Source organism: Streptomyces sp. NPDC050085, from assembly GCF_044460595.1.
Classification (GTDB): Bacteria; Actinomycetota; Actinomycetes; order Streptomycetales; family Streptomycetaceae; genus Streptomyces.
In genome coordinates, this window is sequence record NZ_JBITJZ010000007.1 from 233,709 (window position 1) to 254,387 (window position 20,679).

22 protein-coding genes are annotated in these 20,679 nt (G+C 72.0%); 6 read left to right on the plus strand and 16 right to left on the minus strand.

Features of this window, described 5'->3' with window-relative positions; genetic code table 11:
- Positions 1–6: 6 nt before the first annotated feature.
- The 4 genes from ACIBUY_RS26335 to ACIBUY_RS26350 form a co-directional block, all read right to left on the minus strand.
- On the minus strand, positions 7–501 hold the full coding sequence (locus ACIBUY_RS26335; RefSeq protein ID WP_365565983.1) for a glutathione peroxidase: 495 nt from the start codon (positions 499–501) through the stop codon (positions 7–9).
- 104 nt (positions 502–605) lie between these two features.
- The gene (locus tag ACIBUY_RS26340; RefSeq protein ID WP_399153914.1) at positions 606–1,238 is read right to left on the minus strand and encodes a hypothetical protein; all 633 of its coding nucleotides are present in this window, start codon (positions 1,236–1,238) and stop codon (positions 606–608) included.
- Between the two features lie 113 nt (positions 1,239–1,351).
- A complete protein-coding gene (locus tag ACIBUY_RS26345; protein WP_365565980.1) occupies positions 1,352–1,759 on the minus strand; it encodes a hypothetical protein in 408 nt (135 codons plus the stop codon).
- 85 nt (positions 1,760–1,844) lie between these two features.
- Positions 1,845–2,630, minus strand: coding sequence for an ABC transporter permease (locus ACIBUY_RS26350; RefSeq protein ID WP_365565979.1), 786 nt, complete (start codon positions 2,628–2,630; stop codon positions 1,845–1,847).
- 170 nt (positions 2,631–2,800) lie between these two features.
- Between ACIBUY_RS26350 and ACIBUY_RS26355 the strand changes: the two genes are divergently transcribed.
- The gene (locus tag ACIBUY_RS26355) at positions 2,801–3,886 is read left to right on the plus strand and encodes an S-(hydroxymethyl)mycothiol dehydrogenase (protein WP_365565977.1); all 1,086 of its coding nucleotides are present in this window, start codon (positions 2,801–2,803) and stop codon (positions 3,884–3,886) included.
- Entirely contained in the window at positions 3,886–4,551 is a 666-nt protein-coding gene (locus ACIBUY_RS26360; protein ID WP_399153915.1) for an MBL fold metallo-hydrolase, read from the plus strand. Before ACIBUY_RS26355 ends, ACIBUY_RS26360 begins: the two co-directional genes overlap by 1 nt.
- A gap of 38 nt (positions 4,552–4,589) precedes the next feature.
- On the opposite strand, the gene ACIBUY_RS26365 is transcribed toward ACIBUY_RS26360, so the two are convergent.
- The 4 genes from ACIBUY_RS26365 to ACIBUY_RS26380 form a co-directional block, all read right to left on the minus strand.
- On the minus strand, positions 4,590–4,991 hold the full coding sequence (locus tag ACIBUY_RS26365; protein ID WP_365565975.1) for an ATP-binding protein: 402 nt from the start codon (positions 4,989–4,991) through the stop codon (positions 4,590–4,592).
- A 5-nt stretch (positions 4,992–4,996) separates the two neighbouring features.
- Positions 4,997–5,593, minus strand: a complete 597-nt coding sequence (locus ACIBUY_RS26370) for a VanZ family protein (protein ID WP_399153916.1) — start codon at positions 5,591–5,593, stop codon at positions 4,997–4,999.
- A gap of 57 nt (positions 5,594–5,650) precedes the next feature.
- Entirely contained in the window at positions 5,651–5,938 is a 288-nt protein-coding gene (locus ACIBUY_RS26375; RefSeq protein WP_365565973.1) for a hypothetical protein, read from the minus strand.
- 87 nt (positions 5,939–6,025) lie between these two features.
- Positions 6,026–7,603, minus strand: coding sequence for an FMN-binding glutamate synthase family protein (locus ACIBUY_RS26380; RefSeq protein WP_365565971.1), 1,578 nt, complete (start codon positions 7,601–7,603; stop codon positions 6,026–6,028).
- Between the two features lie 117 nt (positions 7,604–7,720).
- Between ACIBUY_RS26380 and ACIBUY_RS26385 the strand changes: the two genes are divergently transcribed.
- Positions 7,721–8,416, plus strand: a complete 696-nt coding sequence (locus ACIBUY_RS26385) for a DUF2470 domain-containing protein (protein WP_365565969.1) — start codon at positions 7,721–7,723, stop codon at positions 8,414–8,416.
- Positions 8,417–8,482: 66 nt separating this feature from the next.
- Positions 8,483–9,031 carry an isochorismatase family protein gene (locus tag ACIBUY_RS26390; protein ID WP_399154043.1) on the plus strand — a complete coding sequence of 183 codons (549 nt, stop codon included), beginning with the start codon at positions 8,483–8,485 and terminating at the stop codon, positions 9,029–9,031.
- Here the strand turns inward: ACIBUY_RS26390 and ACIBUY_RS26395 are convergent.
- The 6 genes from ACIBUY_RS26395 to ACIBUY_RS26420 all read right to left on the minus strand — a co-directional run bounded on the left by ACIBUY_RS26395 (position 9,016) and on the right by ACIBUY_RS26420 (position 15,571).
- On the minus strand, positions 9,016–9,807 hold the full coding sequence (locus ACIBUY_RS26395) for an SDR family NAD(P)-dependent oxidoreductase (RefSeq protein WP_365565966.1): 792 nt from the start codon (positions 9,805–9,807) through the stop codon (positions 9,016–9,018). The genes ACIBUY_RS26390 and ACIBUY_RS26395 overlap by 16 nt on opposite strands.
- 8 nt (positions 9,808–9,815) lie before the next feature.
- A complete protein-coding gene (locus ACIBUY_RS26400) occupies positions 9,816–10,484 on the minus strand; it encodes a TetR/AcrR family transcriptional regulator (protein ID WP_365565964.1) in 669 nt (222 codons plus the stop codon).
- A 67-nt stretch (positions 10,485–10,551) separates the two neighbouring features.
- Complete coding sequence (locus ACIBUY_RS26405; RefSeq protein WP_365565962.1) at positions 10,552–11,544, minus strand: PhlD; 993 nt, start codon at positions 11,542–11,544, stop codon at positions 10,552–10,554.
- A 133-nt stretch (positions 11,545–11,677) separates the two neighbouring features.
- Entirely contained in the window at positions 11,678–12,499 is an 822-nt protein-coding gene (locus ACIBUY_RS26410) for a helix-turn-helix domain-containing protein (RefSeq protein WP_399153917.1), read from the minus strand.
- 453 nt (positions 12,500–12,952) lie between these two features.
- Positions 12,953–14,149 carry a DUF4032 domain-containing protein gene (locus ACIBUY_RS26415; protein ID WP_365565958.1) on the minus strand — a complete coding sequence of 399 codons (1,197 nt, stop codon included), beginning with the start codon at positions 14,147–14,149 and terminating at the stop codon, positions 12,953–12,955.
- A 495-nt stretch (positions 14,150–14,644) separates the two neighbouring features.
- Positions 14,645–15,571 carry a Gfo/Idh/MocA family protein gene (locus tag ACIBUY_RS26420; protein ID WP_399153918.1) on the minus strand — a complete coding sequence of 309 codons (927 nt, stop codon included), beginning with the start codon at positions 15,569–15,571 and terminating at the stop codon, positions 14,645–14,647.
- A gap of 159 nt (positions 15,572–15,730) precedes the next feature.
- Here ACIBUY_RS26420 and ACIBUY_RS26425 point away from each other — a divergent pair, with 159 nt between their 5' ends.
- Entirely contained in the window at positions 15,731–17,188 is a 1,458-nt protein-coding gene (locus ACIBUY_RS26425) for an MFS transporter (RefSeq protein ID WP_365565954.1), read from the plus strand.
- 8 nt (positions 17,189–17,196) lie between these two features.
- Entirely contained in the window at positions 17,197–17,805 is a 609-nt protein-coding gene (locus ACIBUY_RS26430; RefSeq protein WP_365565952.1) for a TetR family transcriptional regulator, read from the plus strand.
- Here ACIBUY_RS26430 and ACIBUY_RS26435 read toward each other — a convergent pair.
- Together ACIBUY_RS26435 and ACIBUY_RS26440 are read right to left on the minus strand one after the other, a co-directional pair.
- A complete protein-coding gene (locus tag ACIBUY_RS26435; RefSeq protein WP_399153919.1) occupies positions 17,793–19,694 on the minus strand; it encodes a DUF2264 domain-containing protein in 1,902 nt (633 codons plus the stop codon). The two genes, ACIBUY_RS26430 and ACIBUY_RS26435, sit on opposite strands and share 13 nt — an antisense overlap.
- Positions 19,691–20,671 (minus strand): hydroxyacid dehydrogenase, encoded by a 981-nt coding sequence (locus ACIBUY_RS26440; protein WP_365566118.1) that lies wholly within the window; start codon positions 20,669–20,671, stop codon positions 19,691–19,693. The genes ACIBUY_RS26435 and ACIBUY_RS26440 overlap by 4 nt, the downstream gene beginning before the upstream one ends.
- Positions 20,672–20,679 lie beyond the last annotated feature (8 nt).

A 20,679-nucleotide genomic window follows, 5' to 3' on the forward strand; every position in this document is an offset into this window, starting at 1 on the left:
CCGCGCTCAGGCAGCCCCGAGCTCCTTCTCGATCGCGGCGAGGACCTCGGGGGCGTCCGGAGTGGTCTGCGGGGCGAAGCGGGCCACGACGTCACCGGAGCGACCCACCAGGAACTTCTCGAAGTTCCACCGGATGTCACCGGTGTGCCCCTCGGCATCCGCCGTCTCCACCAGCTTCGCGTACAGCGCGTGCCGGCCCTCCCCGTTGACCTCGACCTTCTCGGTCAACGGGAACGTCACGCCGTACGTCGCCGAGCAGAACTCCGCGATCTCGTCGGCCGAACCGGGCTCCTGCCCCATGAACTGGTTGCAGGGCACGCCGAGCACGGTGAAGCCGCGGGCGGCGTACTGCTTCTGGAGCTCCTCGAGGGCCGTGTACTGCGGGGTGAGCCCGCACTTGGAGGCCACATTGACGATGAGGACGGCCTTGCCCTCGTACTGCGACAGGTCGGCGTCGCCGCCCTGAAGGCGGCCGATCTCTACTGCGTCGTAAACGGTCATGGTCGGGAGCGTACGCCGCCACACGCGAGCGACCGTTCCCGGCCCGGTGTACGCCCTTGAATCCTGCGGGGCGGACCCGGCGGCCCTCGCTGCCCCGCGAGTGGTCAGGAGAAGGGCGCAACGATCAGGAGCAGAAGGGCGTACGCGGCCACGGCCATCGGAAAGATGACCTCTGCCTTCAGACGGGTCGTGAAGCGCATCGGGATGCCTTCGCGGACCTGGACGTTCTCCAGGTCGTGGTGGAGCTCGCATGTCGTGTCGCCGTCCACGAGTACGGCGTAGGAGGTGTCGGTGGCGCTTCCGAACCTTCTTGGGGCTATGCGGAGTTGGGTGCCGTGCGCGGTGACGGCGGGCGGCTCCGTGTCGTCGGGTTGGGGCAAGGGGGCGAGGATTTCCAGGACTGCCGTCCCGAATGACGCCTTGATCGGGTGCTGCTGACTGAAGTCAGAGGCGACGATGTCGCGCCGCCCGTTGTTGCGGATACGGAGTCTCACCACGCGTGGCGAGGTGAGGCCGACCCCGTTCCTGAGAACCTCCAGGGAGCCCCCGACGTGGGGGTGCTCGACGAGAAGCTGCGTCTCTTCGAATGCGTACTGGAGGCTCCGCTTGGGGTTCGCTGCTCGGAGTGTCGCCCACATGCTGCCGATGCCGATGAGCAGTGAGCCGATTACCGCTGCGGCTGCCCAGAAGAGCGAAGAGCTGTAAAACGAATCAGCGGCTGTCACCTGCATGTACATGATCTAAGCAGGAGTCGGGGGGACCGCGCAGGTGGTTCAGCGTGCAGCGGCCCGAGTACAGCGTGTGGCTGCGTCTGATCTCAGCCGATTCCGCCCCGGTGACGCCAGGGCGACTACAGGTGAGGGACGACAACGATTTGTACGTCGTCCTCGTAGACGATGCGCCCGGGATCTGCGGAACGCACCTGCCTGCAGTCCACTCCATGAGCCGCCAGAACGCTCAAGTAGCCGGGGACCCGCTCGATGAGGTGCGTGGCGGTCGGCTTGAACCAGGCGTGTGCGCCCGGGTTGGTCTCCGCGTCGTAGACGGTGGGGTCAACGGTCGAGGGGTCCGGATAGGCGGCGTCGTACCAGTCGTTGTTGGCGCGGCGGAAGGCTTCCTGGTCTGCCGAGAGCCGCCCCTGCTTGGCGAGATTGTTGATCAGCCCGAACACACCGACGTACCGGCCTCGCGCATCCGGCTGTGTCGACTGGAACCGGACGTAGTCTCCGGAGGCACTGTTGGTATCGATCATCGCCATTGAGGGATCGTCTCACTCGGGTGGGCCGCGCTGCCCAGTCGGCCCAGTCACGGCGCCGCGCGCGCTGCCAGGTGCCGGTCCGGTCTCAGTCCTCCGGGCGGCGCAAACGGCCCCGAGCCACCAACTCCACCGTCCCCGCCACCGCAATCGCCTGCACCGCCATCAACGCCACCAGGACGAACAGCTGCACCGTGCCCGCCTGGACCGGGGACGCGCCGCCCAGGAGCATGCCGACGAACGCGCCCGGGAGCGTGACCAGGCCCACCGTGCGGGTCTGGTCGAGGCCGGGGAGGAGGGCGTCCGACGCGGCGGGGCGGGCGATTTCGAGGCGGGCCTCGTGGGGGAGGAGGCCAAGGGCGAGGCAGGCCTCCACCTCGCCCTTGCGCAGGGTGAGTTCGTCCAGGGCGCGGCGGCCGGCGAGGACCGTCGACGTGAGCGCCCCGCCGATGAGGATGCCGGTGACCGGGATCAGCGCGATGCCGCGCAGCGGGAGCAGGCCCGAGGCGATGAGCGCGCCCACGACGGGGGCCACCGGCGCCGCGATCGGCAGCGCCGCCCACGTCCAGCTGCGGTCCCGCGTGATGCGCCGGCCCGCCGTGCGCGCGGCGACCGCGAACATCAGGAGGAGGAACGCCAGGAGCGCCGCTCCGTGGCGGACGACCCAGCCGATGAGGAGGGACACGACGGCGAGTTGGACCGTCGCGCGCACGCCCGCCACCGCGATGTCCCGGGCCCGGCGCCACGACGCGTCCGGCGCGAGGCGGAACACCCCGGCCACGGCGACCGCCAGGAGCAGGAGGACGACCAGCGTCACCGCGAGGGTGCCGTTGACGGGCAGGAGGGTGGTCGCGGCCACCGGTCGGTCACGCACGCGTGCAGCCTAGAGCGCTCCGACCTGGGCACCGGTGCGGCACGGAGGCCGGCGACGGGGTGGTACCGGTGCTGTTACGTGTCACTGGTGTGCGCGACCATGGACGCGTAGGACACGCAGGACACGTAGGACACGCAGTGGACGACGCGAGAGAAAGAGGGCTGACCGTCATGGCACAGCAGGTGCAGGGCGTGATCGCGCGGGCCAAGGGCGCGCCGGTGTCGATCGAGACGATCACCGTGCCGGACCCGGGTCCGGGCGAGGCCGTGGTGAAGGTCCAGGCGTGCGGGGTCTGCCACACGGACCTGCACTACCGGGAGGGCGGGATCAACGACGAGTTCCCGTTCCTGCTCGGGCACGAGGCCGCGGGTGTGGTCGAGGCCGTCGGAGAGGGCGTCACCGAGGTCGCGCCCGGTGACTTCGTCATTCTCAACTGGCGTGCCGTGTGCGGGCAGTGTCGTGCCTGTCTGCGCGGCCGCCCGCAGTACTGCTTCAACACCCACAACGCCAAGCAGAAGATGACCCTGGCCGACGGCACCGAGCTGAGCCCCGCGCTGGGCATCGGCGCGTTCGCCGAGAAGACCCTGGTCGCCGCCGGTCAGTGCACCAAGGTCGATCCGGACGCCTCACCGGCCGCGGCCGGTCTCCTCGGCTGCGGGGTGATGGCCGGGATCGGCGCCGCCATCAACACCGGAGGGGTCGGACGCGGCGACTCCGTCGCCGTCATCGGCTGTGGTGGCGTGGGCAATGCCGCCGTGGTCGGCGCGCGGCTCGCGGGCGCCGCGAAGATCATCGCCGTGGACATCGACGACAAGAAGCTTCGGACGGCCCGCTCGCTGGGGGCCACGCACACCGTCAACTCCCGTTCCACCGACCCGGTCGAGGCCGTGCGCGAGCTGACCGGCGGCTTCGGCGCGGACGTCGTCATCGAGGCCGTCGGCCGCCCCGAGACCTATGAACAGGCCTTTTACGCACGGGATTTGGCGGGCACCGTCGTGCTCGTCGGCGTGCCGACGCCGGAGATGCGGATCGATCTGCCGCTCCTCGACGTGTTCGGACGCGGCGGCTCGCTCAAGTCGTCCTGGTACGGCGACTGCCTGCCCTCCCGCGACTTCCCCCTGCTCATCGACCTGTACCGGCAGGGTCGCCTCGACCTCGACGCGTTCGTCACCGAGACCATCGCGCTCGCGGACGTGGAGAAGGCGTTCGAGCGGATGCACCACGGAGACGTGCTCCGTTCGGTGGTGGTCTTCTGATGACCGCCGCAGCGCAGGAACCGCAGGCACCGCAGGGCGACGCCCGCATCGAACACCTCGTCACGTCCGGCACGTTCTCCCTCGACGGGGGAACGTGGGACGTCGACAACAACGTATGGATCGTGGGCGACGACCGTGAGGTGATCGTCATCGACGCCGCCCACGACGCCGACGCGATCGCCACGGCGGTCGGGGACCGGCGGCTCGTCGCCATCGTGTGCACCCACGCCCACGACGACCACATCGACGCCGCCCCCGCACTCGCGGAACGGACCGGCGCACCGATCCTGCTGCACCCCGCCGACACGGACCTGTGGAAGCGCACGCACCCGGACCGGGCGCCGGACGCGGAGCTCGCCGACGGGCAGCAACTGGCCGTCGCGGGCGTGGAGTTGACGGTGCTGCACACGCCGGGGCACTGCCACGGGGCGGTCAGTCTGTACGCGCCCGCGCTCGGGACGGTCTTCACCGGTGACACCCTGTTCCAGGGCGGCCCGGGGGCCACGGGGCGTACCTTCAGCGACTTCCCGACGATCGTCGCGTCGATTCGCGAGCGGCTGCTGACGCTGCCGCCCGAGACCGTCGTACGCACCGGACACGGTGACAGTACGACGATCGCCGCGGAGGCACCGCACCTCGACGAGTGGATCAGGCGCGGCCACTGAGCGACCGGCAGCATCCGCGGGGCGGCATGGCCGTCCGGTCAGGACGGGGCGAACACCGCCCGCACCGTCTTGCCGCCCCGCGGATGCGGCTCGACGCTCCAGTGGTGGGCGAGGGCGCGCACCAGGGCGATGCCGCGGCCCGATTCGGCGGTCTCCGTGGCGTACTTGAGGCGGGGGAGTCCGGGGCTGTCGTCGTGCACTTCGACGGTCAGCTCGCCCGCGTCCAGGCGCAGCGTCATCCGGCAGTGGCTGTCGGGCACCCGGGTGGCGTTCGTGACCAGCTCCGACACCACCAGCTCGGCGTCCTCCACCGGCCCTCCGTCGCGCCCGGCCAGGAACGACCGGGTCAGCCTCCGGGCCCAGCGGGCGGCGCCCCTGCCCTGCGGCATCAGGTACTCCACGCGTGCGGCACGCCGGTCGGCGGCCTTCGGCGCACGCATGACGATCACTCCCTCTCGTTGTCTCCTGCGCGGGTCTTGCTCCGGTAACGAGCCCCATTCCCACGGAACGTGATCGGCAAGCGGGTGTGCTTCCGCTGCCGCTCGGGCCGTTTTGCGAGCGCGTGGTAGCCGTGACCGATGCGCCGGCCCACCAGCGCGTACGCGATCAGCGCCCCGGCCGTGTTGAGCAGGATGTCGTCCACGTCGAACGCGCGGCCCTCGACGAGCGCGCCCTGCGCCAGCTCCACCAGGACCATGACGACCACGGTCAGCGCCAGCACCCGCACCAGCCGCATCCGTCGTGCCACGAGCACCGGAAGCAGCAGCCCGAACGGCGCTCCGAGCAGGAGGTTTCCGCCGATCTGCTTGCACGCGGCCAGGAAGGTGTACGACTGTGCGTACTGCTGAAGGCTCGCGCCGGGGCGCAGATTGGCGCCCGCGAGCCGGTCGGAGGCCGGGGACGGGGTGAGGGTCAGCCGGGCGAGTACGGCCGAGAACGCGACGAGGGCGAGGAACGCGACGAGCGCGATGGCGGCCCGTACGAGCGTCCGCCACCACCGTCCCGTGCGCGGCCGCTCGGGGTTCGTGGGGCGTGTCGTCACCGAAGTCATGTACGTCGGTTGCCCCGGCGACGCACGCTCACGCGGGGTGACGGTACGTCAACTTCCTTCCGTGGGCTGTGCCAGCGTGTCCAGGAAGCGCTCGAGCGCCGGCGACGAGGCGCCGCCCGCGCAGCGCGCCCGCTCCACCTGCGGTATCGACAGCTTGCCGAGCTGCAGGGCCTGGGCCTCGATGGCCTCCGTCAAGTGGAGCCGCTCCAGGGCCCGTTCGGCGGCGGTGCGGCGAACGTACTCGATGACCGTCACGCCCAGATGGTCCGCGTGCCGGCGGACCGCGTCGTACTCGTCGGGCGTGAAGAGCTCCCGCAGGAGCGCAGTACCGTCCATGGCGGCATGATGCCGTCGCGACGCGCGGTGCGGGGGCAGATGGCATATTCACCCCTCGTTCGCGTGGAGTTGGGGCGTGCGGGTCGCTCAGAAGCGGTCGGGGTGCGCGGCAGCCCAGTCGTCGGCCCAGGAATCGGGCGGGCCGGCCAGCAGGGCGCCCGGTTCCAGCCAGGTGTGGAGCCGTGCGTAGGAGAGCACCTCGTGGGGTGCGATGCGGCGCAGCAGCAGGTGGGGGCCGAGTTCGCGCGGATCGCCGACGCCCATCGCCGCCATGATCTGAGCGGCGCTGCGCACCGTCGCGCGCTGGTAGTGGTGGACCCGCTGCGCCTTGTCGGCCACGTCCAACGCCCGTGCGCGGCGCGGGTCTTGAGTCGTCACGCCCACGGGGCAGGTGTTGGTGTGGCAGCGCTGCGCCTGGATGCAGCCGACGGCGAACATCATGGCGCGGGCCGCGTTCGTGAAGTCCGCGCCCTGGACGAGGCGCTTGACGATGTCGGCCCCGGTGGCGACCTTGCCGCTCGCGCCGATCCTGATCCGGTCGCGCAACCCCGTGCCGACCAGGGAGTTGTGGACGGTGATCAGCCCCTCGGTGAGCGGCATGCCGAGGTGGTCGGCGAACTCCAGGGGCGCGGCGCCCGTGCCGCCCTCGGCGCCGTCCACGATCACGAAGTCCGGGCTCACGCCCTCGGCGAGCATCGCCTTGCACACGGCGAGGAACTGGGCCCGCGAGCCCACGCACAGCTTGAACCCGACCGGCTTGCCGCCCGAAAGCTCCCTCAACTCCGCGAGAAACGCCACCAGTTGACGGGGTGTGCCGAACTCCCGGTGGTACGGCGGTGACACCACCGTCTCGCCCTCGGGCACGTCCCGTACGCGCGCGAGCTCGGCCGTCACCTTGCTGCCCGGCAGGACTCCGCCGATCCCCGGCTTGGCACCCTGCGACAGTTTCAGGGACACCGCCTTGACCTGCGGGTGCGCGGCCTTGTCGGCGAACTCCGCGCGGTCGAAGCCGCCGTCGGCCGTGCGGCACCCGAAGTAGCCGGTGCCGATCTCCCACACCAGGTCCCCGCCGTGCGCGAGGTGGTGCTCGGACAGGCCGCCCTCGCCCGTGTCGTGCGCGAAACCGCCCAGTGCGGCGCCCTTGTTGAGGGCGCGGATCGCGTTCGCCGACAGGGCGCCGAAGCTCATCGCGGAGACGTTCAGGAGCGCCATGTCGTACGGATGCGCGCAGTCCGGTCCGCCGATCCGCACCCGGGGCGGCGCCTCGGGCGTGTCCACCGGCATCATCGACGGCACCAGGTACTCGTAGCCCTCCTCGTAGACGTCGCGCTCCGTGCCGAACGGCTCCTCCGCCTCCTGCGCCTTGGCCCGCTCGTACACGATGTTGCGTACGTCGCGGTCGTAGGGCCGCCCGTCGTAGTTGCGCTCGATGAAGTACTGCTGCATCTCGGGGCGCAGCGACTCCATGAGGAACCGCAGGTGGCCGAGCAGCGGGTAGTTGCGCAGCACCGAGTGGCGGGTCTGTCCCAGGTCCCACACGCCGAGCGCCGCGAGCGCGAGCAGGGGGCCCGCGCCGAACCACCACCACGGGGAGCGCAGCAGGGCGAGCAGGAGCGTGCCGGCCGCGCCGGCGAGGACGAGCAGGAACACGAGGAATCGGCGCACGCGGCGAGTCAACCGCACGCGAAGGCGCGGGGCGAGGCCGCGACACGGGGCGGTGGGGTGGACCCCCGGCGAAGATCTCCGATAAGTTAGGCAAGGCTTACCTAATGGAGGTTCGGGATGGGTGTCCGACAGATCGCTACCGCCGTGCCCACCACGGCGGTCCGCGCGCGCTCCGTGCTCGCCGCCGCGTGGACCTGCGGCGTCACCACCGACGTGGGGCAGGACGACCTCGTCGGCGCGCACCGCGTCTGCGAGGACGGCACCGTGCGGATCGCGCCGCCGCCGGACAGCGTGCTCGCCGCCGCCGTCCTGTGCGCACCGCACGGCCGGCCCACCACCCTGCTGGAGTTCGCCGACGCGGCACCGGTTCCGGTACGTGACCGGGTGCGGGCCCGGCTCTGGCTGTCGGGCGAACTCGTGCCCGACGGTGAGGAGTTGGTGCTGCGCCCCGAGCGCGCCGTGCTGCAGACCCGCACCGAGCGCCACGGCATCGACCTCGGCGAACTCGCCGACGCCGCGCCCGATCCGCTGGCGCTCGCCGAACCGCGTCTGCTGACGCACCTCGCCGAGGTGCACCCCGAGTCCGTCGAGCAGCTCACCCGGCTCATCACCCCCGACAGCCTGCACGGCGTGGTCCGCGTACAGCCGCTCGCCGTCGACCGGCACGGCCTGACGCTGCGCCTGGAGCGCGCCCGCGGCCAGGCCGACGTGCGCATCCCCTTCCACAGCCCCGCCGACGACCTCACCGCACTCACCGAGCGCATGCACTGCCTGCTCGCGTCGGCCCAGGCCACCGGGCGCCGCCGCAGGTGAGCGGGCGCGTGACCCCGTCGTAACGTGGCCGCTGTGAAACCCGTACAAGCACTCCTCGTCGTCGACATGCAACGCGCCTTCGTCAGCGGTGCGCAGGCCGTGCCCGACCGCGAACGCGTCGTCGAGCGCACCGCGCACCTGTCGGCCCGCGCCCGCGAGGCCGGTGCGCTCGTCGTCCACCTGCAGAACGACGGACCCGCGGGCGCCCTCGACGAACCGGGCACCCCAGGCTGGGAGTTGTACCTCCCGCCGGACCTCGCACGCGGCGAACACGTCCTGCGCAAGACGGTCGACGACGGCTTCGAGGAGACCGGACTGGAGAAGCTGCTGCACGCGGCGGGGGTCGGGGCGCTGGCCGTCTGCGGCGTGATGTCGGAGATGTGTGTGATGGCCACGGCGCGCGCGGCGTTGGAGCGCGGATTCCGGGTGGTCGTGCCGCACGACGCCCACGCCACGTACGACATCCCGGCGGCGTCCGGCATCAGTGACGTCGTCCCGGCCGCGCAGGTGTCGCGGGTGGCGGAATGGGCCCTCGGCGACGAGGTCGAGATCGTCGCGAGGGCCCAGGAGGTGCGCTTCGCCGCTGCGGGGCGGGCGGATCAGACGGCCGTGTAGCCGCCGTCCACCAGGTGGTAGCTGCCGGAGACGAACGAGGCGCGGTCGGAGAGCAGGAACGCGATCAGCTCCGCGACCTCCTCGGCCTTCCCCAGCCGGCCCGCCGGGTGCAGCGCGACGAGCCCGTCGTAGGCGGCCTGGTCCATCTCCTTCAGGAGCGGCGTCTCGATGAAGCCGGGGCCGACCGCGTTGACGCGGATGCCCTTCGCCGCGTACTCGGCGCCCGCCGTCTTCGTCAGGCCGACCACGCCGTGCTTGGCGGCGACGTACGCGGGGGAGCCCGCGAAGCCCACCGAGCCGAGGATCGAGGCGACGTTCACGATGGCGCCGCCCTTGCCCGCGGCCTCGATGACGGGGAGTTCGTAACGCATCGAGTAGAAGACGCCGTCGAGGTTGGTGCGTACGACGCGGTGGTAGACGTCGATGTCGTACGTGCCGGTGGGGGCGCTCGCGCCGCCGATCCCGGCGTTGTTCACGGCCAGGTCGAGCCCGCCGAAGGTGTCGACCGCGAACCGCACGGCGGACTCGACGGAGGCGGGCTGCGTCACGTCGAGCGCGACGGCGGCGGCCTCGACGCCCTCGCTCTTCAGCGTCTCGGCGGCCTCCTTCGCGCCCTGCTCGTTGAAGTCGGCTATGACGACGTTCGCGCCGCCGCGGCCCAGGCGGCGGGCGGTGGCCAGCCCGATGCCGGAGGCGGAGCCGGTGACCAGGGCGGTCTTCCCGGCGAACTCGGCGGCGTACTCGGTGACCTGGCCGGTGGTGGGGGTGGTGCTCATGGTGCGTGTCACTCTCTGCTTGCGATGTCGGAGGTCGCCGCCGAGGCGGCCTCCCCGATGAGGGCGTCGTAGGCCCGCGCCACCAGAGCGGCGAGGTCCTCGGCGTCCTTGCCCGTGCCGCGCGCCCACGTGCGCAGCGCGGCGGTCAGCACACCGGCCGCGGCGCCGACGACGACCTCGGGACGCAGGTCCTTGGCCGGGTCGGTGCCGAGCCGGTCGGCGATGATCCGTACGGACTCCTCCTGGGCGTCGACCCGGATGCGCTCGTACGCGGCGAACAGGGCGGGCTCGTCGTCCACGGCGGCGTACAGCTCGCGCAGCCTCGGGCGGTGGTGCCAGCCCGGGGTCTCCGGGTCGGCGAGCCAGTCCGCGACGGCCCTGCGGTACGCGAGGAGCGGGGGTTCGTCCTCGGGGCGGGCGCGCAGGGCCGCGTTGATCCGGGCGCCGTCCGCGCGGGTGAAGTCCAGGGCCGCGTCCTCCTTGCCGGAGAAGTGCCGGCTGAAGGTGCGGCGCGTGACGTCCGCGCGCTCCGCGATCGCCTCGACGGTGACGTCCCCGAGCCCCCGCTCGAGAACCAGCTCGACGGCCGCTTCGGCCAGCGCCTCACGTGTCCGACGGGCCTTGACCTGCCGACGGTCCTCGGGGGGCCGGGTGGGGGTGGACTCGTTCGCCTTCATGTCTCCGAGAGTACACCCGTTGTGTCCCGATGGGACATGAGTCTCGGTGGGACATTTTGTTTGGGGGTCAGGCGTGCCAGTGGCCGTGCAGGGCGGCGGTCGTGAAGCCAGGACCGTAGGCGACCATCGTGCCGCGGGCACCGGGCGCCGGCGGTTCGCCGTGCGTCCGCTCCAGGACGCGCAGGACGCTGACGCCGCCGAGGTTGCCTTCGTCGGTGAGGGTGTCGGTGGAGTGGCGGGCGGCCTCCCGGCCGAGGCCGAGCACGGCGGCGGTGTCTTCGATGATGCGCGGACTGCCCGGGTGGATCACCGCGAAGTCGCTCGACCGGGCGCCGAGCCAGCCCCGTAGGGCAGGAATCGCCTCACCGCTCGAATTCCGGCCCTGTTTGGTGGCGTCGAAGTGCAGGCCGTCGGCCTCGATGCGGCCTGCGAGCCGCTCCTCGGTGTCGGGGAGCACGTACTCGAACGTGTCCTCGATCGCGAGGCCGGGACCGAGCGGTGCGTCGCTGACCACAGCGGCTGCCGCAGAGTCTCCGAAGAGTGCCTTGTAGATCATCGACTCGATGCTGCTGTCGCTGTGGTGATAGACGGTGGACAGGATCTCCGCCGCGACGACGAGCACCTTGCTGCCCGGCCGTGCGGCCACCATCTCCGAGGCGCGGATCAGGGACTTGGCGCCGCCGGTGCAGGCTGCCGAGGTCACGGCCAGGCCGCGGGCCGATGGGCGCATCCCGAGTCTGGTCATGAGGAACACGTCGAGATTGGGCACGGCCCAGCCGGTGGAATGCGTGGTGACGATCCCGTCCAGGTCCGTTGCCGCCAGGCCCGAGAGGGTGAGGGCGGCGACCGCCGCCTGCTCGGCGAGCTCGAGCGCGTCGGCGAAGTCCGTTCTCACCCGCTCTGCGATTCCCGCCTCACCGGCGATGCTGTCGGCATCGAGCGGTCGGCTGAAGTAGCGGGTCTCGACGCCGCATCCGGCGACGGCCCGTACGAGCGCGTTGAGGCGAGGATGTCCCCGGTGATGGGCGCGTATGTCCTCGACGATCTCGGCGGTCGTCACTTTGTGAGCGCCGAGAGCAGTGGCGGGTCTGGAGATATGGGCAGGCATGTGGAGACTCCCACGGGGGTGACGGAGGGGGAGTGGGGGGTGCTCCAACGTACGTCACCGTATGGCGAGTCAGAAGGGTTGAACATCACCCCGCCTGCAGTGCAGGCGTACGCAGGTGCACGCTGCGGGGGCCGGGATGGAAGACCAGGATCATGAGCCGCGCGCCCGGAGTGGTCAGTGGCTGGGCCGCGCACATGGTGGCCCAGCCGTGGCCCCAACGGGCGTGCAGCAACGGCCGTTCGTCGCCGTCCGGATGGATGGCGGCGCCGCCCGCCTCGTAGATCGGGGCCGCTTCGGGATCGGCGAGCACCTCCTTCTCTATCTGGCGCAGGGTGTCGTCCTCGGGCCGAGAGGCCAGCGCCGCACGCAGCTGCGGCATGACCATGGGCGCCCAGGACTTGTGCCAGTCCGCGAGGACGGTCCTGGCTTCTTGTTCGAGAAGCATCCAGCGCATCGTGTTGCCGGGCGGGTTGCCGCTCGGGAACAGGTCCACGAACGCCTGGTTCCAGGCGAGGAGGTCCCAGGACGCGTCCGACACGTAGGCGATGTGGTTGATCCCGTCCACTGCCTCCTGCCAGATGCCGGGGACCTGCTTGCCCGAGGAGTCGTACAGGGCGCCGGGCGGATCCTGTAGCAACGCATACCGGCACAACAACACCCACTCCTGCTCGTTCAGCCCGAACAGGCGGGCCACGTCGCGCAGCAGGTCGGTGGGCGGGGTCGGATAGCTCCCCGACTCCAGCCGGTGATAAGTCCCCAGCGTCCGATGCAGCAGTTGGTCGACCTGATGCTGGGACAGGCCGGGTGCGCGGCGGCCCTGGCCCGTGGGGCGGGTGAAGCCGTGGGACTCGGGGGCTATGAGGGCACGCCGTTCTCGGAGCAGGGCGCGGAGCGCCTTCTTGTTCATGGTGGGTAATCCCTCTTCGTACACGCCGAGTTGAGCGTGAGCAGTCTAAATACTCCCATCGCCTTTGGTAATAAACATTGCCCGAAGAAAACGATCAGATGGTGCGTCATGATGGGACGTGCGGGGTTGCCCACCTGCTGGTTTGATCGTCCGTGACCCCTTGGGTACGACGATGCGGCACCTGTGCCGGGCCGCTCGAAAATGGCCGAAATTTCCGGCGTCGGGTAACTCACGAGCCTCTGGGGGTGTTCGAGGAAGAGAGTGTGGGACCGGGCCACCACATTTGCTCGATGTGGCCGGAAAATGCGTTGCACGATGCACGTCCCGCACTCGTTCACGACCCGTCCGGAGGTCACTGGCTGCGGTCGGTGCCGTCACTCGCCATTACGTAGCGGCCACGGCACCGGCCGCGCCCGGTCCGGCGCTGCCGCCCCCACGCCCGCGGAGCCCCGGTCACTCCGTCTTCGCCGCACCGCGCGTGCGGACGTAGTCCGCCGCCGCCGCGTCGAGGCCGATGTCGTGCTGCGCCCGCTCGGACAAGTACCAGCGGTGCTCCAGGAGTTCGTGGTACAGCTCGGCCGGGTCCGCCGGCGACGAGATCCGGTCGCGCACCGCACGGACCGTCGGCCGGAACACGTCGCGCACCCAGCGGTGCGCGAGGACCTCGGGGCGGGCGTCGGGCGCGTCGGTCTGCGTCGCCATCCAGCTCTCCAGGTCGCCGAGCAGGCGCCGCGCCTGGTTCTCCTCCGCGTCCATGCCGGTGAGGCGCAGGAGCTGGCGCTGGTGGTGCCCCGCGTCGACGACCTTGGGCACGAACGTGACGGCGTCGCCCTGCGGCGAGCGGGAGATCTGCATCTCGGCCACGTCGAAGCCCAGGTCGTTCAGGCGGCGGATACGACGCTCCATGTAGTGGTGCTTGCCCGCCGGGTACACCGACGTGCGGGTCAGCTCGCTCCACAGGTTGGTGTAGCGCTGCTCGATCTCCGTCCCGAACCCGATCGGGTCGATGGAGGGGTGCAGCGCCCCCGACGCCTCCAGGTCGAGCATCTCGCCGCTGATGTTCACCCGGGCCAGATCGATGTCGTACGCCCGCTGCCCCTGGCTCAACTCCGGGTGCATTTCGCCCGTTTCGGCATCCACCAGGTACGCGGCGTAGGCGCCCGCGTCCCGCCGGAAGAGCGTGTTGGACAGGGAGCAGTCGCCCCAGGCGAAGCCCGTCAGGTGCAGCCGGACCAGGAGCACGGCGAGCGCGTCCATCAGGCGGTGGACGGTGGAGGGGCGCAGCGTCGTCTCGAACATGGAGCGGTAGGGCTGGGATCCGCCCAGGTGGCGGGTGATCAGGACGGGTTCGAGCGGCGTGCCGTCCGGCTGCTCGCGGCCCGTGACGACGGCCAGCGGGTCGACCGCGGGTATCCCCAACCGGTCGAGCGTGCGCAGCAGTTCGTACTCCCGCAGCGCCGGACGCTCGGCCAGCTCCTTGACGGCGACCACTTCGTCACCGGCGCGCGCATAGCGCACCACGTGCCGGGAGATGCCGCGCGGCAGCGGCACGAGGTGCTCCTCGGGCCACTCCGCCAGCGGGACGTGCCAGGGCAGGGCGAGCAGGAGCACCGGGTGTTCGGGGTTGGTGGCGCTGATCTGGAGCGGCATGCGCACCAGCGTAAACGGCCTGCTGGGGGCCGCCCGAAATGCGGTTGAGGGGCAGGATTTCGGCCTCTGGGGTGCCGATCGTGCTGGCCTCTCGTGGAGACCGAAGAACAAGGGGAGCGGATCGTCCCGGCCGCCGCGGCCGCGGACGGTGAGCGCGAGGCCCGCGTCCTGGAGTGTCTGGAGGGCCGACTCCCTGTCCCCGCACCGCAGTTGCCCGCCTCGGGGACGTACGAGAACGGCTGGCGCTACCTCCTCATGGCCCGGCTGCCGGGCGACGACCTCGCCGTCGCCCGGCTCGACGGGCACACACCGGCTCCCGTACGCCGACACGCTCTGCCGCACACCGAGTTCATGCGCCGGCACCTGCTGGTCGCGGCGTACGGCCGCTGCGTCGATCCCCGCACCGCCATGGCGTACACCCTGCCGCACGTGTACTTCCATCTGCCTTGGCATCTCCGGGAGTTGCCGCCGCCGGACGGAGTGAGCGGCCTCGACTCACTCGCCGAGGTCCGGTTCGGCACCCGCTGGCGGCAGGGACCGCTCCGCCGCCGAGAGGATCTCGGTGAGCCGCAGACCGAAGCGCGCGTCACAGGCGGCCGGTTCTCCCGTGCGGGCCGACTCCAGGAGCGCGTCCACGGCCACGGCGAGGGACTCCTGCGGCGTGCCGCCGGTCGGCATGGTCGCCACCCCTTCCGAACCCCGCAGTTCGACCGCGATGCCGCCGGCCGCCGGGGGAGCGGTCAGGCTCAGCGTCGCCGTGCTCGAGGCGCCGGACGTGTGCCGCAGGACCAGGTGCACGGTGTCGCCGGGCCCGCGCCGCGCCATCACGTCCGCCACGTCGCCGAGGATCGGCAGCAGGATCGACAGGGCGTGCGGCCCCACGTCCCACAGCGCTCCGCGGTCGGCGCGCCACGGCGTCCAGGACCGTACGGCGGCGTCGTCCCCGGGGGTGTACAGCGCCCCGTACCAGTCGGCGCGACCGGTGAACCAGCCCTTCGCCGCGGCCTGTTCGGCGATCCAGGCCGCCGGCACCGAGGCGTAGCGCAGCGTGCAGAAGACGGCCGAGGCGACGCCCGCGGCGTCGGCCGCCTCGACCACGGCCCGTGCCGCGTCCGGCTCGGTGGCGAGCGGCTTGTCGAGCAGCAGATGGCAGCCGGCCGCCGCGGCCCGCGCCGCCAGGGGCGCCTGTACGTCCGGCGGCACGGCGAACGCCACCGCGTCGCACGCGGCGAACAGCGCGTCCACGTCGTCGTACGCCGTCACGCCGTGTGCGGCGGCGAGCTCGGCGGCCGCCTGCGGGCGGCGCCCCCACACGCCGGTGAACGAGGTGCGGGGGTGGGCGGCGAGCGTGGGCGCGTAGGTCCGCGTGGCCCAGGGGCCCGTGCCGACGAGGCCGAAGCGGAGGGAATCGGTGGAGGTCATGAGCGGAAGTATCGCCCGGACGGGCCCTGAGCGGCGCCGGAGCGGCGCCCGAGCGGGGCAGACAGCGGGGCACGCCATGGTGAATACTGATTCATCGTGTCGGTGAATGGTAATTCACTCAGGAATTCACCCGGGCATTCAGGATAAATCAGGAGATTCATGGACGCCGTCCCGATACCCGTGCCGCCGCGCCTGCGCGAGCGCCTCACCGTGCCCGTGCTCGCCTTCGGCGGCATCCTCATGGCGGTCATGCAGACCGTCGTCGTCCCCCTGCTGCCCGACCTGCCGAAGCTCACCGGCGCGTCCCCCGCGGCGGTCTCCTGGATGGTCACCTCGACGCTCCTCGCGGGCGCCGTCCTCACGCCCGTGCTCGGCCGGGCCGGCGACATGTACGGCAAACGGCGCGTCCTGCTGATCGCCCTCGGCCTGATGACCGCGGGATCCGTCGTCTGCGCGCTCACCTCGGACATCCGGATCCTGATCGCCGCCCGCGCCCTGCAGGGCGCCGCCGCGGCCGTGGTGCCGCTGTCCATCAGCATCCTGCGCGACGAACTCCCGCCGCACCGCACCGGCTCCGCCGTCGCCCTCATGAGCTCCACCGTCGGCGTCGGCGCCGCACTCGGCCTGCCACTGGCCGCGCTCGTGGTGCAGTACGCCAACTGGCACGTGATGTTCTGGGCCACCAGCGCCCTGGGCGCACTCGGCCTCGCGCTCGCCTGGTGGGCGGTGCGCGAATCGCCGGTCAGATCACCGGGCCGCTTCGACGCGCTGGGCACGCTGGGCCTCGCCGCCGGCCTGATCTGCCTGCTGCTCGGCGTCTCGCAGGGCGGCCAGTGGGGCTGGGGCAGTGCCCGGGTCCTCGGCCTGTTCGCCGGGGCCGCCGTGGTCCTCGGCCTGTGGGCGTGGCAGCAACTGCGCACCGCACGCCCGCTGGTGGACCTGCGCCTCGCGGTGGGCCGCAGCGTCGGACTGCCGCACGTCGCGGCCCTGTTCACCGGCTTCGCGTTCTACGCCAACTCGCTCGTCACCGCACAGCTCGTGCAGGCCCCCGTCGCCACCGGCTACGGCCTGGGCCTGTCCATCGTCGCGACCGGCCTGTGCATGCTGCCCAGCGGCATCATCATGCTGCTGTTCTCCCCGGTCTCCGCCCGCGTCTCCGCCGCCCGCGGCCCCCGCGTCACCCTCGCGATCGGCGGCGTCGTCCTCGCCCTGGGCTACGCCGTGCGCATCGCCGACAGCACCGACCTCTGGGTGATCCTGGTGGGCGCCGCCGTCGTGTCGACCGGCACCACCCTCGCCTACTCGGCGCTGCCCACGCTGATCCTGCGCGCCGTCCCCGCGGACGCGACGGCCTCGGCGAACGGGGTCAACGTCCTCATGCGCACCATCGGCCAGGCCGTCTCCAGCGCCGCCGTCGCCGCGGTCCTCGTCCACCAGTCGACCCGCGTGGGCGGTGCCGAGGTGCCCACGCTGCACGGCTACCAGCTCTCCTTCGCCATGGCGGGTACGGTCGCCCTGGTGGCCGCGGCCGTCGCCCTGGCCGTCCCCGCCGACCGGGCCCGCGAGGGCGCGGGCGCCGGAGCACCGGCGGCGGTGGCCACGACGAAGGGAGCGTGAGGTAGGCGATGACCACGGCGTACACCGACGAGCAGCAGCCCGGCACCGGGCGGCGCGACGCCGAGGCCACCAAGGCCGCCATCATCAGGGCCGCCCGGCATCTCCTCGCCCGGCACGCGCACGGCGACATCACGCTCAAGGCGGTCGCCGACCGGGCCGGCGTCAGCCCGCCGCTCATCCTCAAGTACTTCGGCAACAAGGACGCCCTGTTCTCCGGCGTCATGAACTTCGAGGCCGACGTCGAGTCCTTCCTCGACGCGCCCCTTCAGGACCTGGGCCGCCACATGGTGCGCCACGTCCTGACCGGACAGGCCGAACGCGGCGCCGACCCGATCCTGCGCATCGTCTTCGCCCCGCTCCACGGCGAACAGGGCGAGATCCTGCGGAGCAACTTCCGCACCCAGGTCAGCGGCCGCCTCGCGGCCCGGCTGACCGGCGACGACGCGGGCCTGCGCGCCGAGCTCGCGGTGTCGATGCTGCTCGGGCTCGGCGTGATGTACGGCATCGCCCGCGGCCCGCACGTGCGGGCCGCGGAGATCGACGAGGTGGTCGAGCGCTACGCCCCCGCCGTACAGGACCTCCTAGGGGCGCGCCAGGACCCCACTCACCGACACTGAACGCGCAGCGGCCCGAAGCCGACAAGAGACTCGAACCCGTCGGCCCAGCGCACCGTCAACTCCCCGTCGGTGACGGACACTTCCCGCACGGCCTCGACAAGCGGCGCATCCGGCTCCCCGCCCAGAGAGGCCAGCGCCACGAAGACCCCGGCTCCCTCGACACCGGCCGAAAGACGTGGCACCCGCACCCACGACTCGTACGCCGTCCCCTCCGGCGCCCGTACCGAGTCGAGGCCCTCGTCCCACCCGTACAGACCCACGAGGTCCGAGCGGAGCGCATCCGTCGCCCAGCCGGTGAGGGAGACCCGCGCCCCGTGCGGCGCGCCCACGACCCGGTGGACCCGCAGTTCGTACCGGCCCCGCGCGAGGGTCACGCTCTCCACCCGCAGCCCCGGCACCATCGGCGGGCCCGACGCGAACACCGGGCGGTGCCAGGACGCCGCCCAGCCCCAGCCGTCGCCGTGCCCCGCACCCAGCGGAAGGATGCGCCGCCGTACGCTCACGGCGCCGCCGACCTCGACGGACAGGTGGTTGTCGGCGACGTTCGTGCGGGACGTCGGTCCGGTGTGCGTCGAGTACGCCTGACGGCCGTAGAGCACGTCGTCCTGGGACGCGAACTCGCCCTCGTGCGGGCGGACATGGTCGCTGCCGTGGTTGTGCAGACGGACGATCCCGTCGGCCCCCGTCGACTGCACCAGCAGGCCCGGCGCGGGCAGCGCGAGCACCCGGTCGGGGCCCTCGCTCGGCGCCGGTTCCTCCGTCGCCGTCCACAGCGGGTCGTCCTCGGGGGCGAGCAGCGCCACGAAGCCCTTCGACGCCCAGTACGGGGATGCGGGCCCGGAGTACGGCTGGAGCGTGGCGGCGTGCGGCCCGTGCCAGCCCAGGCTCAGCAGGCCCTCGTCCGTGACGCCGCCGCGGTCCAGGAAGTAGCGCAGGCTGCCGCTGATGAGGCGGCGCGACGTGCCGGGAGACAGGGGCGTGTGGCCGGTGACCGCGCCCGCGCCGATCGCCGCCGTCGCCGCGAAGCGGTAGGTGAGCGAGCGCCCGAAGTGGATCGGTGCGCCGTCGCCGCCGAAGAGCAGTGAGAAGCCCTCCAGGTGCTCGCGCAGGCGCGGCCCGAAGCGCGCGGAGAGGGCCGAGTCGCCCGACAGGTGCGCGTGCAGCATCGGGTACAGGTGCAGGGCCCAGCCGTTGTAGTGGTCGAAGGCCCGGCCGTCGCCGTCCGCGTACCAGCCGTCGCCCCGGTACCACGTCTCCATGAGCTCGAGTGCCCGGTCCATGGCGCGGGCCGTCGCCGCGTCGCCCCGGCCCGCCGACTCCAGGAACGAGGCCACCATGAACGGGAAGAGGTACCAGTTGTTCGGCGCGGGCGTGTGGTCGATCGCGCCGCGCAGCCACGTCTCCGCCCGGTCCTGCACGTCGCCGTCGAGCCGGTCCCACAGCCAGGGCCTGGTCAGCATCAGGCCGAGCGCGACGGACGCGGACTCCACCATCGGCTGGCCCTGCACGTGGTGGTCGAGGATCAGCGGCCACGACTCGGTGTCGTCCGCGCCGGGCGTGCGGGTGCCCGCGGCGAGACCGTGCGCGTACCGCTCCAGCCAGCCGTGCGGGTCCTTGCCGTCGGCGCCCGCGACCCGGAAACCGGCCGCCAGGAAGGTACGGGCATAGCCTTCCAGTCCGTCCGAGCGGACCCCGGACGCGGACGGGCGGCCCGGCAGGTCGAGGAGCGCGCCCTCGGGCGTGGCCCAGCGCCACGCGGCGCCGAGTAGCCCGTCGGCGACGGCCTCCCAGTGTGCGCGCGTGTAGCCGGTGTACGGGCTCAACTCTCGGTTCTCCGCGGGAAGTTCGAACGGAATGCTCGGGTTGCTCGGGTTGCTCGTGGTGCTCATGCGAGGAACGCCAGCCTTTCGCGTCGTACAGGATGGGCGAAGCCGTCGCCCGCGGCCCACCGCGCCACCTCGCCGACGGCCGTGTCGGCGAGGCGCTCCCACTCGCTGCCCTGGGAGCCGGCGAGATGCGGGGTGATCAGCGCGTTCGGGCAGTCCCACAGCGGGTGGTCCGCGGGCAGGACCTCGGGGACGGTGACGTCGAGCACGGCCCTGATCCGGCCGGCCCGCACCACGTCGGTGAGTGCGTCCTGGTCGACCACGGCGCCGCGCGAAGTGTTGATGAGCGCCGCCCCGGGCCGCATGGAGGTGAGCAGTTCGCGGCTGACGAGCCCCTGGGTGCTCTCCAGCAGCGGCGTGTGCACGCTCAACAGGTCGCTACGGGTGAACAGTTCGGGCAGCTCCACCCATGCGACACCCAGCTCTGCGGCCTCGGCGGGGGAGACGTACGGGTCGTGCAGGAGCACCTCGAAGTCGAACGGGCGAAGGAGTTCGATGACGCGCCGGCCGATCAGGGAGGCGGACAGGATGCCTACCGTGCGGCGGTAGTTGCCCACCGCGTGCGTGGTCCGCAGCCAGTTTCCGCGCTCGCGCTCGGCCCGGAAGTCGCGGGCCCGCTCCAGCACGTGCTTTCCGTGCAGCAGGATCATCGCGAGCGTGTACTCGGCGACCGGCAGCGCGTTGGCCGCGGCCGCCGAGGACACCGCGATGCCCCGCTCCCAGCAGGCGTCGGTGACATGTCCGCGCACCGAACCGGCCGCGTGCACCACGGCCTTGAGGCGCGGCGCCGCCGCGAGGACGTCCGCGTCCAGGCGCGGCACCCCCCACCCCGTGACGAGCACCTCGACATCGGCAAGGAGTCGCTGGGCACGTACGGTCGAGAAGTCGTCGAGGGCGGGCGGCTCGGCCAGGTCGCAGACCTCGCTGAGCGCGGCGAGCGAGCGCGGGGTGAAGACCGCGTCCGCCGCCTGCGCCGACATGGCCAACG

Bases quoted from the DNA above. Each gene is read 5' to 3' on its own strand.
- ACIBUY_RS26425 (WP_365565954.1), top strand. From the start codon at position 15,731: ATGGACGCCGTCCCGATACCCGTGCCGCCGCGCCTGCGCGAGCGCCTC.
- ACIBUY_RS26415 (WP_365565958.1), bottom strand. From the start codon at position 14,149: ATGCCGCTCCAGATCAGCGCCACCAACCCCGAACACCCGGTGCTCCTG.
- ACIBUY_RS26435 (WP_399153919.1), bottom strand. From the start codon at position 19,694: ATGAGCACCACGAGCAACCCGAGCAACCCGAGCATTCCGTTCGAACTT.
- ACIBUY_RS26440 (WP_365566118.1), bottom strand. From the start codon at position 20,671: ATGTCGGCGCAGGCGGCGGACGCGGTCTTCACCCCGCGCTCGCTCGCC.
- ACIBUY_RS26365 (WP_365565975.1), bottom strand. From the start codon at position 4,991: ATGCGTGCGCCGAAGGCCGCCGACCGGCGTGCCGCACGCGTGGAGTAC.
- ACIBUY_RS26360 (WP_399153915.1), top strand. From the start codon at position 3,886: ATGACCGCCGCAGCGCAGGAACCGCAGGCACCGCAGGGCGACGCCCGC.
- ACIBUY_RS26410 (WP_399153917.1), bottom strand. From the start codon at position 12,499: ATGAACAAGAAGGCGCTCCGCGCCCTGCTCCGAGAACGGCGTGCCCTC.
- ACIBUY_RS26420 (WP_399153918.1), bottom strand. From the start codon at position 15,571: ATGACCTCCACCGATTCCCTCCGCTTCGGCCTCGTCGGCACGGGCCCC.
- ACIBUY_RS26430 (WP_365565952.1), top strand. From the start codon at position 17,197: ATGACCACGGCGTACACCGACGAGCAGCAGCCCGGCACCGGGCGGCGC.
- ACIBUY_RS26340 (WP_399153914.1), bottom strand. From the start codon at position 1,238: ATGTACATGCAGGTGACAGCCGCTGATTCGTTTTACAGCTCTTCGCTC.
- ACIBUY_RS26345 (WP_365565980.1), bottom strand. From the start codon at position 1,759: ATGGCGATGATCGATACCAACAGTGCCTCCGGAGACTACGTCCGGTTC.
- ACIBUY_RS26390 (WP_399154043.1), top strand. From the start codon at position 8,483: ATGCAACGCGCCTTCGTCAGCGGTGCGCAGGCCGTGCCCGACCGCGAA.
- ACIBUY_RS26385 (WP_365565969.1), top strand. From the start codon at position 7,721: ATGGGTGTCCGACAGATCGCTACCGCCGTGCCCACCACGGCGGTCCGC.
- ACIBUY_RS26395 (WP_365565966.1), bottom strand. From the start codon at position 9,807: ATGAGCACCACCCCCACCACCGGCCAGGTCACCGAGTACGCCGCCGAG.
- ACIBUY_RS26355 (WP_365565977.1), top strand. From the start codon at position 2,801: ATGGCACAGCAGGTGCAGGGCGTGATCGCGCGGGCCAAGGGCGCGCCG.
- ACIBUY_RS26335 (WP_365565983.1), bottom strand. From the start codon at position 501: ATGACCGTTTACGACGCAGTAGAGATCGGCCGCCTTCAGGGCGGCGAC.
- ACIBUY_RS26375 (WP_365565973.1), bottom strand. From the start codon at position 5,938: ATGGACGGTACTGCGCTCCTGCGGGAGCTCTTCACGCCCGACGAGTAC.
- ACIBUY_RS26400 (WP_365565964.1), bottom strand. From the start codon at position 10,484: ATGAAGGCGAACGAGTCCACCCCCACCCGGCCCCCCGAGGACCGTCGG.